The sequence below is a fragment of the Brevibacterium sp. HMSC07C04 genome (assembly GCF_001815905.1).
Taxonomy (GTDB): Bacteria; Actinomycetota; Actinomycetes; order Actinomycetales; family Brevibacteriaceae; genus Brevibacterium.
In genome coordinates, this window is sequence record NZ_KV823255.1 from 130,465 (window position 1) to 143,887 (window position 13,423).

Genomic DNA, 13,423 nt, shown 5'->3' on the forward strand with positions numbered 1-13,423 from the left:
CCGCCGCCGTGGCGCTGTCACGCTGCCGGTATAGGCGGTCGTCACTTCGGCGCGACAGCTGAAAGGACCCGAAACCCCTTGGACGATGCGGCGCGGGAAACGGTGAAGCCTTCCGGCAGGTTTTCCTGCATCCATATCTGCAGCGAGTCTGAACCGAGTTTTTTGGCTACTGCGAGGAGTGCTTGCCCGCCGGGCTTCAGTCGGGGCAGCCAGGTCAGCAGAAGTTCGTGCAGCACGTCTTTGCCCACGCGGATCGGCGGGTTGGACCAGATCGCGTCAAAGCGCACATCGTCTGGAATCTGTTCGGCGGTGACGGGGCGGATTGAGTTAAGTCCCGCCTCGGCGGCATTCTTCTTTGTCAGCTGAAGTGAGCGTTCGTTGACATCGAGTGCCCAGACGCGCGTGGACGTCCCGGCATCGCGGGCGCTGAGACCGGCGTGCAGCGCTATCGGGCCCCAACCGCACCCAAGGTCCAGCACATTGCCGCAGGGAACCTCGGGCAGGTGGTCGAGCAGAACGGCGGTGCCTTTGTCAACGCGGCCGGGGGAGAACACGCCGGAGTCAGTGGTCACTGTCAGGTCGTGACCGGCCAGGCACACCTGCAGTGACCGTGGTCGTGACTGTGCGTTCGGGGTGGAAGAAAAATAGTGCTCGCTCACAGCCCTCAAGCCTACGCGCTCATGGCGCCGAAGGCTGTGCCCTGTGGGACAATAGGCCGCAATGCGAGAAGAAAACGAACTTTCAGCCCCCGGTGCCTCGAGTGCTGAAGACAGCACCCCCGGCAGCTCGGGTGAAGCCCCCGAGGAACCCCGCTCCGGCACCTCAACAGGCGAGTCCAGCCGCGAAGACGACATCATCAACCGTGTACTGTCGCGGGCGGACTCATCGCTGACCGCAGCGGAGCTCGCCGCTGACGACGACACCAACTTCGACGTCCAGGAGCGTGCCGCACTGCGCCGTGTGGCCGGGCTGTCGACGGAACTCGAAGATGTCACGGAAGTCGAATACCGTGACGTCCGCCTGGAAAACGTGGTGCTCGCAGGCGTGTACACCGACGGTACCGCCGAAGCTGCTGAAGACTCCCTGCGGGAACTTGCCGCCCTTGCCGAAACAGCTGGATCGACTGTCCTCGACGGTGTGATTCAGCGGCGCGACACTCCGGACCCGGCCACCTACTTGGGCCGCGGCAAAACGCGCGAACTCGCCGAAATCGTGGCCGCCGTCGGCGCTGACACCGTCATCTTCGACTCCGAACTCGCCCCTTCCCAGCGTCGTGCCCTCGAAGACGTCGTCAAGGTCAAAGTCGTCGACCGTGTGGCGCTCATCCTCGACATCTTCGCTCAGCACGCCAAGAGCCGCGAAGGCAAGGCACAGGTCGAACTCGCACAGCTGGAGTACCTGCTGCCGCGTCTGCGCGGCTGGGGTGAATCCATGTCGCGGCAGGCCGGTGGACAGGTGGCCGGCGGCGCGGGAATCGGTTCGCGCGGTCCCGGTGAGACCCAGATCGAACTCGACCGGCGGCGCATCCGCAAGCGCATGGCGAAACTGCGCCGCGATATCGCCAAAATGACGCCTGCCCGCGAAGTCAAACGGTCTTCGCGCAAACGCAATCGCATCCCGTCGGTCGCGATCGTCGGCTACACCAACGCGGGCAAGTCGAGCCTGCTCAACCGGCTGACCGATGCCGGGGTCATGGTGCAGAACGTCCTGTTCGCCACCCTCGACCCCACCGTGCGGGCAGCCGAGGCGGAAGACGGACGCACCTACACGCTGACCGACACGGTCGGCTTCGTGCGCAATCTGCCGCACCAGCTGGTCGAAGCGTTCCGCTCCAGCCTGGAAGAGGCCGGGCAGGCGGATGTGCTTCTCCACGTGGTCGACGGTTCGCACCCCGACCCGGAGGGACAGATCGCGGCCGTCCACGATGTCCTCGCCGATGTCGTCGAGCCTTCCGTGCCGGAACTCATTGTCATCAACAAGGCCGACATCGCCAAGCCCGATGCGGTTGCACGGCTTATGCGCCGCCACCCAGGGGCCGTGGCGGTCTCCGCCCACACCGGTGAGGGCCTGGACATTCTGCGCACGACAATCGCCGATGCGCTGCCGCACCCCGAATTTGAGCTCACCGCCCTCATTCCCTACAGCCGCGGCGATCTGCTGTCTGCAGTTCACGAAGACGGCGAAATCGAGCGGATCGAGCACATTGACGAAGGTACTGTCGTTCACGCATTCGTCAACGGCGAACTCGCCGCCCAGCTCGAACCTTTCCGGCGGCCCGACATGTTCGCGGGCGCTTCATCTGAACCCAGCTCGCACGAACTGCCGATTCCCACAGCCGCGCCCACCTCGCCCGAGCCCGTCACACCCGATCCCACCTCGCGTGATGAACCCGCGGGGGAGCGCGCGTGAAGGACGCTGCCGAGATGCTGGAGACGGCCGTCGCCGCACTGCACGGCAGTCCCCGCGAAGGCCAACAGCAGATGGCCGAGGCTGTGAACTCGGCGTTGGAAAGCGAAACGCACCTGCTGGTGCAGGCCGGGACAGGCACGGGAAAGTCCTTGGGCTACCTCGTGCCCGCGGTGCGCTATGCCGTCGGCTCCGGCGAGCGGGTGATCGTCTCAACCGCAACGCTGGCGCTGCAGGCACAGATCATCGACCGCGACATCCCGCGGCTGGCAAAAGCCCTGCGCGAAGACCTCGGACGTCGACCGAGTGCGGCCGTACTCAAGGGACGCCGCAACTACCTGTGCAAACACAAACTCGCCGGCGGATACCCAGATGACGAGGCGGGGCTCCTGTTCGACACGGGAGCTGACGATGCGGCACACCGGGGCGGATCCATGAGCGCCCTAGAATCTGAGATCGCCCGCATCCGCTCGTGGGAACAGTCCACAGATACGGGCGACCGCGACGATTTGGTGCCCGGAGTCTCCGACCGCACGTGGTCCCACGTGTCCGTCAACGCCTACGACTGCCTGGGCCAAAAGTGCCCCATGGTCGAAGAATGCTGGGCTGAACTTGCACGCACAAAAGCCTCTGGTGCTGACGTCGTGGTCACCAATCACGCCCTGCTGGCAATTGATGCCTTCGGCGAAAACTCAGTGCTGCCGTCCCATGCGGCAGTAATCATTGACGAAGCCCACGAACTGCGCGACCGCGTGACATCGGCCCTTACCGGCAGTCTGACCGACACGATGCTCTCGGCAGCCCACTCGGCGGCGCGGAAGCACTCGGGGGCAACACCGGCGGCTCTCAGCGATTTCGACACTGCCCGCACGTCGCTGTCTGATGCGCTGGCGCAGGCGGAAGCGGGTCTGCTGCGGATGTGGCCCGAACCCCTGCAGGACGCGGTCGTGGCTGTGCGTGACAGTGCTCGCACACTGCTGAGCGCCTGCGGTGAGGCCGAGCGGGGCAAAGAGGCCGATTCGGGCTTGACGGTTGCGCGCGCTCGCATTCAGGAGGTTTTCGATCTTGCGGAGCGCATGACCGACGGCAACGCCAACGACGTCGTCTGGGTCAGCCGCAGTTCGTTTCGGGGTACGGAGACCGTCAGCCTCGTGATCGCTCCGCTGTCGGTTGCCGGCACCATGCGCCGCGGCCTGTTTGAAGAAGCAACCGTTGTCGCAACATCTGCAACCCTGGCGCTGGGCGGCCGATTCGAACCGGTCGCAGCGTCACTCGGTCTGGCGGGCCCTGACAGTCCGCGCTATGACAGCCTCGACGTGGGCTCGCCGTTTGACTACCCCAAGCAGGGCATCCTCTATGTTGCCGGCCATCTGCCCAAACCCGGCCGCGGAGGCCTCAATGTCGAACAGCTCGAAGAGCTGCGCGAACTCATAGAATCCTCCCGCGGGGGAGCGCTCGGACTGTTCTCGTCGAAAGCCGCGGCCGAGCAGGCAGCCGAATACATGCGCGAGTACACCGATCTGCCGATTCTGCTGCAGGGCGAAGACGGCCTGGGCAGCCTGGTGCGGTCCTTCAGCTCCGATGCTGACTCCAGCCTGTTCGGCACCATCTCCCTGTGGCAGGGAGTCGACGTTCCAGGTGATGCCTGCCGCCTGGTCCTCATCGATCGGATTCCCTTTCCCCGCCCGGACGATCCTCTCTCCACCGCCCGCACGGAAGCCGCCGCCCGCCGAGGTGCCAACGGCTTCATGGCCGTCTCCGCAACTCACGCTGCTCTCAAGCTGGCACAGGGGGCCGGCAGACTCATCCGCTCAACATCGGATCGCGGTGTCGTCGCGGTGCTTGATTCGCGCTTGCGAACGGCTCGCTACGCGAACTTCCTCATGGCAACACTGCCGCCCATGTGGAGAACAGAGAGCCCCGCGGTGGTCCGCGGGGCTCTCGAAAGGCTCAAACCGGAAGATTAGATGCGCCGGATGACCGCGGTCACAACACCCATGATGGTGGCAAAGGTGCCGTCAATGGGGGCGTAGTCAGGGTTCTGCGGCAGCAGCCACTGTTTGCCGTCCTTGCGCTTGAGCGTCTTGACCGTGGCTTCGTCATCCAGAAGGGCGGCGACTATTTCACCGTTCTCGGCGGTCGGCTGGCTGCGCACCACAACCCAGTCGCCGTGGCAGATGGCCGCATCGATCATCGAGTCTCCGACGACGTTGAGCAGGAACAGATTGTCGCCGGCGCCGACTAGCTGGCGCGGCAGCACGAACACGTCGTCCACGTTCTGCTCTGCCGTAATGGGACCGCCGGCGGCAATGCGGCCGACCACTGGAACGGCGGCCGCGTTCGAGGAGCTCTCCACCGCTGGGGCTTCGGCGACCTCAGCGGGGTTGACAACCTCGATTGCCCGCGGACGCTTGGGGTCGCGCCGCAGATAGCCGAGCTTCTCAAGCTGATTGAGCTGGTGTGCAACAGACGACAGTGAGGCCAGCCCCACCGACTTTCCGATCTCGCGCATGCTCGGCGGATAGCCGTTGCTGTGCACTGACGCTTCGATGGTCTCCAGCACCTGCCGCTGACGGGCAGACAGTGAACGGTCGTCCGCGGCAGCTGAAGCGACCGGCAGGGAAGACTCGCTGTCACGGTGCCTGCGGAACGTGCTGACCTCCTTGGCCACATCGGTGTCGCGCGGGCGGCCGCGAGTTCGACGCGACTGAGTCATGACTCTGTCCTCTCAGCCCAAACCCTGACGTTTCTGCCGGTCAGAAGTGTGGAGCAGGTTATGTCAGTGCCTCGTGGGAGGCTCTGAAGCGTGGGAATCGGATGCAGTGTTCGAATCCATTTTCACATAGATGTTCGACAAACAGCGGATTCTGTTCTAATGTGTGTCTTAGAACATCAGTTCGAATAATGCGAATGGCCGTGGGGCAAGCGGCCGTCCGCGCCATCGCATTGTCGGGGTCGAAGGCTTCGGCTGTGTTAGGAGGAAGAATGCACACGCTCGCTCGCGCATCGCACCGTTCGGTAAGGGAAGGCCGGATCTTTTGGGTGCGCCGCATGGTGGCTCTCGCCGTCATTGCAGTGGTTGCTCTGTGTGCTGTCCTCCTCATCCGGCCGGAGGCTTCGGCTTCGAATGCGGAACCGGCTTTTGCTGATGACACCCGGGTGGTCGTCGTAGAAGAGGGCCAATCACTGTGGGAAATCGCCCGCGAAGCAGCCGGCTCGGAAGATGTTCGCGACGTCCTTACCGTCATCGTCGACATGAACGGGCTTGACTCATCGACGGTTCACCCTGGTCAGCGTATTCTCGTGCCCTCCCGATAGGATTGGGGCGACCGCGCCGCGCGGTCGGTCGCAGCCGAACGGAAACGAGGATTGATGCCCCAGAGGATCGGGACGGCGTCACGTCATACCAGCGAATCAAAGGTCGACGTCACAATTGATCTTGACGGAACAGGGAAGTCCGAGATCTCCACGGGCGTGCCTTTCTATGACCACATGCTTGACGCTCTGGCCCGCCACTCTCTGTGCGACCTGACGGTCAAGGCCGAAGGCGACATCGATATCGACGTCCACCACACTGTCGAAGACACCGCCATCACCATCGGTTGGGCGCTGAAAGACGCGGTCGGAGACAAAGCGGGCATTCGACGCTACGGCGACGCTGCCGTTCCCCTTGACGAAGCCCTCGCACAGGCCGTTGTCGACATCAGCGGTCGCCCGTACTTCGTCCACACCGGTGAACCCGAGGGCTTCCAGTACGCCATGATCGGCGGTCACTTCACCGGCTCTATGGTCAGCCACGCTTTGGAATCTCTGTCCATCAACGCGGGGCTGACCGTCCATCTCGCGCTCGTCGCCGGCCGGGACCCCCACCACATAGCGGAAGCAGAATTCAAAGCCTTCGCTCGCGCCCTTCGCATGGCACTTGAAGCCGACCCGCGCACCGGTGGGGCCATCCCCTCCACAAAGGGGGCCCTGTGAACACGGCGCTCGTAGTCACACCCTTCGGCGATCCCAAGCAGCTCGCTGCGGCTTGCGTGCTCAGCGACATTCGCGGCTCCGTCGTGCCCGTCGGCGGCTTCTCGGCCATTGTTCTTGACAACGCCAGCCGCGAACACGCCACGGAAGTCACCCAGAAGCTGTCGAAAATGGCAGGCCGCTACGAAGTCCTGCTGCTCGTCCGCGAAGACGACGCCATCGCGTCCGGGCATTACCGCGCCGGCAAACGGCAATCGGAAGTTCCCGCGGGGCTGGCCCTGCAGAATCTGCCCGAGGACGTTGAACGCCTGCTGCTGGGGCAAGCTGAGCCTGCCGACATCGAAGGCGCCCAGCACACAGCCGACATCAGCAAAATGCAGGCAAGCGCACTGACCATGACGGGTGCCCGCGCTGCAATTGCGCGCACCGCAATCGTCTGGATGATCGTGGCCGCGGCTGCGTTCATCGCGCTGGTCATCGGCGCCGTTGTCGCCCTCAGCGGCCCCTGGTACATGTGGATTGCCACGGCACTGGCCGCGGGTGTGTTCGGATTCAGCCTCTTCCGCATCAACAAGCTGCTTGGTCGCAGACAATGACCACGGTAGCCGTTCTCGATGCCGGGTCGGGCAATGTGCGCTCTGCGGTGCGGGCGCTCGAAGCCGCCGGCGCTGAGGTCCAGCTGACCGCCCAGCCGCAGTACCTGCTTTCGGCTGACGGGCTCGTAGTGCCGGGCGTCGGGGCCTTCGCATCCGTCATGGACGAACTGCGAGCCGTTGGCGCGCCCGCCATTATCCGCGAAAGGATTGAACGCGGGATGCCGGTCTTGGGCATCTGCGTGGGCCTGCAGGTCATGTTCGACCAGGGCACCGAACACGGTCTGACTGCCGAAGGCCTCGGCTTGTGGAATGGGTCTGTGACAAAGCTTTCAGCCCCCGTTGTTCCCCACATGGGGTGGACCACGGTGCGGCCACCGCAAGGTTCGCTGCTGTTCAACGGAATCACCGAAGAACACTTCTACTTCGTCCACTCCTATGCGGCACACACAGCGCCCAGCACAGGGGAAGCAACGTACGCAGAGCACGGCGAAAAGTTCATTGCCGCGGTTGAGGACGGCCCTCTGAGCGCTGTGCAGTTCCATCCGGAAAAATCTGGTTCGGCAGGGCTGAAGCTTCTTGCCAACTGGATCGCAGGCCTCGACGATTCCCACACCTAGGAGAAACAGTGACCGAAGCAGACCGCCTTGTGCTCTTTCCCGCAGTCGACATTGTCGGGGGCAAGGCCGTTCGCCTGCACCAGGGCGAGGCCGGCACCGAAACCGACTACGGGCAGCCGTTGGAAAACGCTGTGAAGTTTCAGGAGGCCGGAGCGGAATGGCTCCATCTGGTCGACCTCGACGCTGCTTTCGGTCGCGGTGACAACCGCGAGCTCATCCAGGAGCTCATCGCCTCGGTTGATCTCAAGGTCGAACTCTCCGGCGGAATTCGCGATTCAGCGGCACTCGAAGCCGCTCTCGAAATCGGCGCGGCCCGCGTCAACATCGGCACTGCCGCAATTGAAAACCCCACATGGACTGCCGACGTCATCCGCCAGCACGGTGACGCCGTTGCGGTTGGACTCGACGTGCGCGGTGATGTGCTCGCCGGCCGCGGCTGGACGAAAGAAGGCCGAAGCCTGTGGGATGTCCTCGAAGAACTCGAAGCCGCGGGCTGTTCTCGCTACGTCGTCACCGACATCAACACTGACGGCACCCTCAGCGGCCCCAACACGGAGCTTCTGCAGAAAATCGCAACGACCACGGGCACGCCGATCACCGCATCCGGCGGCATCTCCTCACTTGATGACCTTGTTGCCCTGCGCAAGCTCGTTCCAGCGGGCGTGGACTCCGCAATCATCGGCAAGGCTCTCTACGCCGGTCGATTCACCATGAGCGAAGCACTCGAAGTCGCCGGGCGTCCATGACAGACAGCACGCCAGACGAGCCTCAGCTGCCCGAACACCTGAAAGCTATGTTCGGAGGTGCCGTGAGGCCAGATGGTTCTGCGTCGCCTGACGGTCATGCTGACTTCGACTCAGCCCGGACGGGCCATCAGGCTGACTCAGCGGGTACTGCGTGGAAGGGTCGTGAACTCAAGCCGAATCCCTTCGCCGGTGACACCGGCGAAGCTGACCCGCAGGTGACTGCGGCCCTCGACAATGCAACGGCCAATCCTTTTGACCCGACGGCCCACATCGGCGTAGTCGAGGCGCTCAAAGACTCGCGTGTTTACGCCCCCATTCTTCCGGAAGCGCTCAGCAAGTCCGTGGGGGAACACGGGCTCATGGTCGACAACAGCTCGGATATGGCTATGGTGCGTCTGTCATCCGAAGACGGCCGCGAGGTCACACCGTGCTTCACTGCCATTCCGCTTCTCACCCAGTGGGGGACTCAGGCTAGGCCCGTGCCGATCGAGGCCGAGCGCCTGGGCCTGGGTGCAGTTGACGAAGGCTCCCAACTGGTCATCATCGACCCTGGCAGTGATCACGCATTTTTGCTGCGCAGGCCGGCACTGTGGGCTTTTGTGCAAGGGCACGCCTGGACGCCATCGTGGGCCGACCGGGAAGTCGCGCAGGCCATTGGAGAAGCCGCAGCGCAGTTTCCATGGATCGCATCGGTCGGCGCAGGACCAGGCAGCAGAAGGATAGTGACGGGAGGTCCCGAACTGGCAATCATCCTCACACTGGAGGGTGAACCAGATTTCAGTGCCTTCCAGGCCCGCCTGGCAGAGCACCCCGTCATCGTCGACCGCGTCGATTCTCTGACCATCACCGTCCGCTGAGCTCAAAGGCCATAGCCCACACCCTTTGCCCCAAGGGCATCAGCCACGTCCGAACCCCGCGGCTGCAAGCCGCACCTGACTCCAAAGGCTTTAAGCCGCACGCGCACCTGACCTGAAGAGCCATAAGCAGTACAGGCGGATAGCCGCGGGTGCCGCACAACCGCCCTCCACCTCGGCACCCAGCCTGACTTGGGCACCCAGGCGCCATCTGCGCCTACGCTTTAGCAACAGAAACTCCCGTTAGCAGTGGTTGTCTTCGGGTGGATCCGTTGCTAAGGGGAGTTTGTGTGCGGCTAAAGCGCAGATTCCGGCTCAGGGGTGCTTCCGTACGGTCTGAACTCGCCAGAAGGGCATGTGCGAGAAACCGCAAGCGCTGCAACGCCCCCGCCCACCAAAACAACACCCAAACGCAAAAACACGAACGCCCCGACAGAGAATCTGCCGGGGCGCCCGTGTTTTCAGCCAAAGCCGCGCCAAGCTAACGCATAACGCGCAGCGCAGCTAACGCAGCTGAAGAAGATCAGGCCTGTTCCTGCTTCTTCTTAGCTTCGGTGACAACAGTTTCGATGCGGTTGCCGAGCTCTTCGTCGACGTTCTTCCAGTACTGGAAGACCTTGGGCAACAGCTCCTTGTCCCATACGCCCATGACGTGACCGGAGATGTTGTGAACCAGGCGGTCGCGAGCAGCGTCGTCGAGCACGTTGCGCACAAGCTCGCCGGCCTGGTTGAAATCACCGTCGTTTTCGCGCAGCGTCTGAGCGGCGCGAACGACGTCCGACTGCGGAACGTCAACCAGGTTGACGTCGGTAGCGGCGGACTCATCCGCATGCGGGCCGTCGTACGAGTTCGGTGCGTACTCAGGCTGGTCGGCCGGGTACAGTTCGTAGCGCATCTGGCCGTCGCGGCTGTAGTTGTGCTTGGGCGACTTCGGACGGTTCACCGGCAGCTGGGCGTAGTTCGGCCCAATGCGGTGACGGTGGGTGTCCGGGTAGGAGAACAGGCGGCCCATGAGCATCTTGTCAGGCGACAGTCCGGTGCCCGGAACGAGCGAAGCCGGGTTGAATGCGGCCTGCTCGATCTGTGCGAAGAAGTCTTCCGGGTTGCGGTTGAGCTCCATCTTGCCGACCTCGATCAGCGGGTAGTCCTTGTGGGACACCGTCTTGGTGACGTCGAAGATGTTGGTGCCGTAGGTGAAGCCCTCTTCGTAGGGGATGACCTGAACGGACAGGGTCCACGTGGGGAAGTTGCCTTCCTTGATGGCTTCGAACAGGTCGCGGCGGTGGAAGTCAGCGTCGATGCCGGCCATTTCGTCGGCGTCATCAGCGGAGAAGCCTTCGTGGCCGTACTTGTCGATGAATTCCTGCTTCTGGTCCGAGTGGAAGTGGTACTTGACCCAGAAGCGTTCGCCGGCTTCGTTGATCCACTGGAAGGTGTGGGATGCGTAGCCGTTCATTTCACGCCACGAGCGCGGGATGCCGCGGTCGCCCATGAGGTAGGTGACCTGGTGGGCCGATGCGGGTTCGTTGACCCAGAAGTCCCACTGCATGTTGTGATCGCGCAGGCCGGTCTGCGAGCTGCGCTTCTGCGAGTGGATGAAGTCGGGGAACTGGATGGCGTCGCGGATGAAGAAGATCGGGGTGTTGTTGCCCACGATGTCGAGGTTGCCCTCTTCGGTGTAGAACTTCAGTGCGAAGCCGCGGGGGTCGCGCCAGGTGTCGGGCGAGCCCTGTTCGCCGGCGACGGTCGAGAAGCGGGCGAGCATTTCGGTTTCGGCACCGGGCTGGAAGACCTTGGCCTTGGTGTACTTGGAAACATCGCCGGTGACGGTGAACGTGCCGAAAGCTCCGCCGCCCTTGGCGTGGACGACGCGCTCGGGAACGCGTTCGCGGTCAAACTGTGCGAGCTTCTCAACCAGGTAGTAGTCCTGCAGAAGCGTGGGGCCGTCAGCGCCGAGCGTCAGCGAGTGAACGTCGCTGCCGACTGGGATGCCGAAGTTGTCGGTTGTGCGGTTGGTTGCCATGAGTCCTCCTGGGTTGTCGGAGTTACAGAGAGTTCCTGAGCTCGCACTGGGGGCACTGCCCCCAGTAGACGACTTCGGCTTCGTCGATTGTGAAGCCGAAGTCCTCGGCGGGGCTCAGGCACGGAGCGCTGCCGGGTGCGCAGGCGACATCGCGGATGTCACCGCATGTTCGGCACACGAGGTGATGGTGATTGTCGTTGCGGTTGATTTCGTATCTGGCCGACGCGAAGCCGGCCGGATCGATGACCCTGACAAGCTGTGTGCGCGCGAACGCGCTGAGCACGTCGTACACCGTCTGCACTGACACCGTGCCGAGTTTTTCGCGCACTGCGCGGAAGACCTTGTCGGCGTCTGCGTGGGTGTGGTCGTGTTCCAACACGTCATAGACCGCCAGACGGGGCGCAGTCACGCGCAGTCCGGCGGCTCTGATCGTGTCGGCAGCACTCGTGGTCACAACTCAACCGTAGGCGTTTTCTGGAATGAGTCCAAGAAAGGGGAGCCTAACTCGCCAAAAGGCCGCTCGGCACCACGAGGTGCCGGCTGGGAATGCGTGCTTCGTTTGGAAGTGTCGGGCCGTGCGGGGGAGCTCAGGAAACGGGGCCGGTGTACTTTTCGCCCGGGCCTGAACCGGGAACGTCGGGGAAGGGGGAGGCTTCGCGGAAGGCCAGCTGCAGGCTGCGCAGGCCGTCTCGCAGGGGCCGGGCGTGCTGGTCGCCGAGGTCGACTGCGGACGAGGTGACAAGACCCGCCAGTGCGTTGATGAGCTTGCGCGCCTCATCGAGGTCCTGTAGGTCTTTGCCATTGGACTCTTCAGTGTCTTCGGCCAGTCCGCACTTCACGGCAGCGGCACTCATCAGGTGGATGGCCGCAGATGAAATGACCTCGACAGCAGGTACGTCGGCAATATCTCGCAGCGCCTGCTGCTCTGCGCGCGCGTGGTCGGCGGCAGTGTGATCATCGGAAAAAGTGTGGCGGTTTTCTGTCATGTCCCCAAGCTTCCCACATCCGAGTGTGAAAAACGCCTGAGTGTCGTGTAAGCTGGAGGGCGTGCAAAGTGGAGATTGACTCCCACCTGGATTGCCAAGGGCAATCGGGTCAGCGAAAACAGCTGGCACAAGCGGGCTTCAGGATCTGCTTTCCGGCTGTTGGGCACTGAGGTGAAGAATGTTCACCGGCAGCGTTTCAAGCTCCCTTTGCGTGTTCAAAGGGAGCTTTTCTGTTCCCTTGAACACCGTGATCACCATCTGAGTTAAGGAGCATGCACATCAGCGAGCCGCGCATCAACGATCGGATTCGAGTACCTGAGGTCCGTCTGGTCGGGCCCAACGGAGAGCAGGTCGGGATCGTCGCCATCCGCAAGGCACTCGACCTGGCACGCGAAGCCGATCTTGACCTCGTCGAGGTTGCGCCCAAGGCGAAGCCTCCGGTGGTCAAACTCATGGACTACGGCAAGTTCAAGTACGAAACTGCCCAGAAGGCACGCGAAGCACGGAAGAATCAGGCCAACACGGCCCTGAAGGAAATCCGGTTCCGACTCAAGATCGACGACCACGACTACGAAACCAAGAAGGGCCACGTCGTCCGCTTCCTCAACGGCGGAGACAAGGTCAAGGTCATGATCATGTTCCGCGGACGCGAACAGTCCCGCCCGGAAATGGGCATGCGGCTGCTTGAGAAGCTGGCCGAGGAGGTTGCCGAATACGGCACCGTTGAATCCTCACCTCGGCTTGATGGACGCAACATGGTCATGGTGCTCGCACCGACGCGTTCGAAGTCAGACGCCCGCGCAGAATCGCGCAGGGAGACCGCGGGTGCCAAGGGCACATACACCGAAGTCAAGTCGCGTCGCGACCGCGCTGCTCAGGCCAAGGCCGAGCAGCGAAACCAGAACTGACATCGGTTCAGGAGCGCCCAGCGCCCCAGAGCCACTACCCTCGGGACGGGTTTCCGAGGGCCGACTGAAGGAGAACGGCACAATGCCGAAGCAGAAGACCCACAGCGGTACGAAGAAGCGCATCCGCGTCACCGGCAGCGGCAAGCTCATGCGCGAAGGTGTCGGCAACCGCCACCTCGCAGAAGTCAAGAGCTCGCGCCGTAAGCGCCGCATCAGCGGCACCGACAAAGTCATGACCGGCGGCGACGCCGCCAAGGCCCGCAAGCTGCTGGGCAAGGCCTGACCAAAGCGCACCACAGCCCTACCGCTGTG

At 63.3% G+C, this 13,423-nt stretch carries 15 protein-coding genes; 10 read left to right on the forward strand and 5 right to left on the reverse strand.

What is annotated here, in order from left to right; genetic code table 11:
* Positions 1 to 41: 41 nt before the first annotated feature.
* Entirely contained in the window at positions 42 to 659 is a 618-nt protein-coding gene (locus tag HMPREF3162_RS05565; protein WP_070777161.1) for a class I SAM-dependent methyltransferase, read from the reverse strand.
* A gap of 61 nt (positions 660 to 720) precedes the next feature.
* Between HMPREF3162_RS05565 and hflX the strand changes: the two genes are divergently transcribed.
* Together hflX and HMPREF3162_RS05575 are read left to right on the forward strand one after the other, a co-directional pair.
* On the forward strand, positions 721 to 2,409 hold the full coding sequence (hflX, locus tag HMPREF3162_RS05570) for a GTPase HflX (protein WP_070777162.1): 1,689 nt from the start codon (positions 721 to 723) through the stop codon (positions 2,407 to 2,409).
* Entirely contained in the window at positions 2,406 to 4,373 is a 1,968-nt protein-coding gene (locus HMPREF3162_RS05575; RefSeq protein WP_083318922.1) for an ATP-dependent DNA helicase, read from the forward strand. Before hflX ends, HMPREF3162_RS05575 begins: the two co-directional genes overlap by 4 nt.
* Here HMPREF3162_RS05575 and lexA read toward each other — a convergent pair.
* Positions 4,370 to 5,122 carry a transcriptional repressor LexA gene (gene lexA, locus HMPREF3162_RS05580; RefSeq protein ID WP_070574365.1) on the reverse strand — a complete coding sequence of 251 codons (753 nt, stop codon included), beginning with the start codon at positions 5,120 to 5,122 and terminating at the stop codon, positions 4,370 to 4,372. The two genes, HMPREF3162_RS05575 and lexA, sit on opposite strands and share 4 nt — an antisense overlap.
* Positions 5,123 to 5,391: 269 nt before the next feature.
* Here lexA and HMPREF3162_RS05585 point away from each other — a divergent pair, with 269 nt between their 5' ends.
* Genes HMPREF3162_RS05585 through HMPREF3162_RS05610 form a run of 6 tightly spaced genes read left to right on the forward strand, consistent with a single transcriptional unit; the run spans position 5,392 to position 9,197 of the window.
* On the forward strand, positions 5,392 to 5,724 hold the full coding sequence (locus HMPREF3162_RS05585) for a LysM peptidoglycan-binding domain-containing protein (RefSeq protein WP_070574367.1): 333 nt from the start codon (positions 5,392 to 5,394) through the stop codon (positions 5,722 to 5,724).
* Positions 5,725 to 5,778: 54 nt separating this feature from the next.
* On the forward strand, positions 5,779 to 6,384 hold the full coding sequence (gene hisB, locus HMPREF3162_RS05590; RefSeq protein ID WP_070574369.1) for an imidazoleglycerol-phosphate dehydratase HisB: 606 nt from the start codon (positions 5,779 to 5,781) through the stop codon (positions 6,382 to 6,384).
* On the forward strand, positions 6,381 to 6,977 hold the full coding sequence (locus tag HMPREF3162_RS05595; protein WP_070574371.1) for a hypothetical protein: 597 nt from the start codon (positions 6,381 to 6,383) through the stop codon (positions 6,975 to 6,977). The genes hisB and HMPREF3162_RS05595 overlap by 4 nt, the downstream gene beginning before the upstream one ends.
* Positions 6,974 to 7,594, forward strand: coding sequence for an imidazole glycerol phosphate synthase subunit HisH (hisH, locus tag HMPREF3162_RS05600; RefSeq protein WP_070574373.1), 621 nt, complete (start codon positions 6,974 to 6,976; stop codon positions 7,592 to 7,594). The genes HMPREF3162_RS05595 and hisH overlap by 4 nt, the downstream gene beginning before the upstream one ends.
* Positions 7,595 to 7,602: 8 nt before the next feature.
* Positions 7,603 to 8,340 carry a bifunctional 1-(5-phosphoribosyl)-5-((5-phosphoribosylamino)methylideneamino)imidazole-4-carboxamide isomerase/phosphoribosylanthranilate isomerase PriA gene (gene priA / locus HMPREF3162_RS05605; RefSeq protein WP_070574375.1) on the forward strand — a complete coding sequence of 246 codons (738 nt, stop codon included), beginning with the start codon at positions 7,603 to 7,605 and terminating at the stop codon, positions 8,338 to 8,340.
* Positions 8,337 to 9,197: an SseB family protein gene (locus tag HMPREF3162_RS05610; protein WP_070574377.1), complete on the forward strand. Its 861-nt coding sequence runs from the start codon at positions 8,337 to 8,339 to the stop codon at positions 9,195 to 9,197. The genes priA and HMPREF3162_RS05610 overlap by 4 nt, the downstream gene beginning before the upstream one ends.
* Positions 9,198 to 9,717: 520 nt before the next feature.
* Here HMPREF3162_RS05610 and HMPREF3162_RS05615 read toward each other — a convergent pair.
* The 3 genes from HMPREF3162_RS05615 to HMPREF3162_RS05625 all read right to left on the reverse strand — a co-directional run bounded on the left by HMPREF3162_RS05615 (position 9,718) and on the right by HMPREF3162_RS05625 (position 12,203).
* Entirely contained in the window at positions 9,718 to 11,217 is a 1,500-nt protein-coding gene (locus tag HMPREF3162_RS05615; protein ID WP_070574379.1) for a catalase, read from the reverse strand.
* 22 nt (positions 11,218 to 11,239) lie between these two features.
* Positions 11,240 to 11,671: a Fur family transcriptional regulator gene (locus HMPREF3162_RS05620; RefSeq protein WP_070574381.1), complete on the reverse strand. Its 432-nt coding sequence runs from the start codon at positions 11,669 to 11,671 to the stop codon at positions 11,240 to 11,242.
* A gap of 133 nt (positions 11,672 to 11,804) precedes the next feature.
* Positions 11,805 to 12,203, reverse strand: coding sequence for a DUF1844 domain-containing protein (locus tag HMPREF3162_RS05625; RefSeq protein WP_070574383.1), 399 nt, complete (start codon positions 12,201 to 12,203; stop codon positions 11,805 to 11,807).
* A 272-nt stretch (positions 12,204 to 12,475) separates the two neighbouring features.
* Between HMPREF3162_RS05625 and infC the strand changes: the two genes are divergently transcribed.
* Both infC and rpmI read left to right on the forward strand, forming a co-directional pair.
* On the forward strand, positions 12,476 to 13,111 hold the full coding sequence (gene infC, locus HMPREF3162_RS05630) for a translation initiation factor IF-3 (protein WP_070574385.1): 636 nt from the start codon (positions 12,476 to 12,478) through the stop codon (positions 13,109 to 13,111).
* 82 nt (positions 13,112 to 13,193) lie between these two features.
* A complete protein-coding gene (gene rpmI / locus HMPREF3162_RS05635; RefSeq protein WP_019174918.1) occupies positions 13,194 to 13,394 on the forward strand; it encodes a 50S ribosomal protein L35 in 201 nt (66 codons plus the stop codon).
* Positions 13,395 to 13,423: the final 29 nt, after the last annotated feature.

What these genes read in the sequence shown, in the direction of transcription:
- hflX (WP_070777162.1), top strand. Translation starts at nt 721, where the DNA reads ATGCGAGAAGAAAACGAACTTTCAGCCCCCGGTGCCTCGAGTGCTGAA.
- lexA (WP_070574365.1), bottom strand. Translation starts at nt 5,122, where the DNA reads ATGACTCAGTCGCGTCGAACTCGCGGCCGCCCGCGCGACACCGATGTG.
- HMPREF3162_RS05585 (WP_070574367.1), top strand. Translation starts at nt 5,392, where the DNA reads ATGCACACGCTCGCTCGCGCATCGCACCGTTCGGTAAGGGAAGGCCGG.
- hisB (WP_070574369.1), top strand. Translation starts at nt 5,779, where the DNA reads ATGCCCCAGAGGATCGGGACGGCGTCACGTCATACCAGCGAATCAAAG.
- hisH (WP_070574373.1), top strand. Translation starts at nt 6,974, where the DNA reads ATGACCACGGTAGCCGTTCTCGATGCCGGGTCGGGCAATGTGCGCTCT.
- HMPREF3162_RS05610 (WP_070574377.1), top strand. Translation starts at nt 8,337, where the DNA reads ATGACAGACAGCACGCCAGACGAGCCTCAGCTGCCCGAACACCTGAAA.
- HMPREF3162_RS05615 (WP_070574379.1), bottom strand. Translation starts at nt 11,217, where the DNA reads ATGGCAACCAACCGCACAACCGACAACTTCGGCATCCCAGTCGGCAGC.
- HMPREF3162_RS05625 (WP_070574383.1), bottom strand. Translation starts at nt 12,203, where the DNA reads ATGACAGAAAACCGCCACACTTTTTCCGATGATCACACTGCCGCCGAC.
- infC (WP_070574385.1), top strand. Translation starts at nt 12,476, where the DNA reads ATGCACATCAGCGAGCCGCGCATCAACGATCGGATTCGAGTACCTGAG.
- rpmI (WP_019174918.1), top strand. Translation starts at nt 13,194, where the DNA reads ATGCCGAAGCAGAAGACCCACAGCGGTACGAAGAAGCGCATCCGCGTC.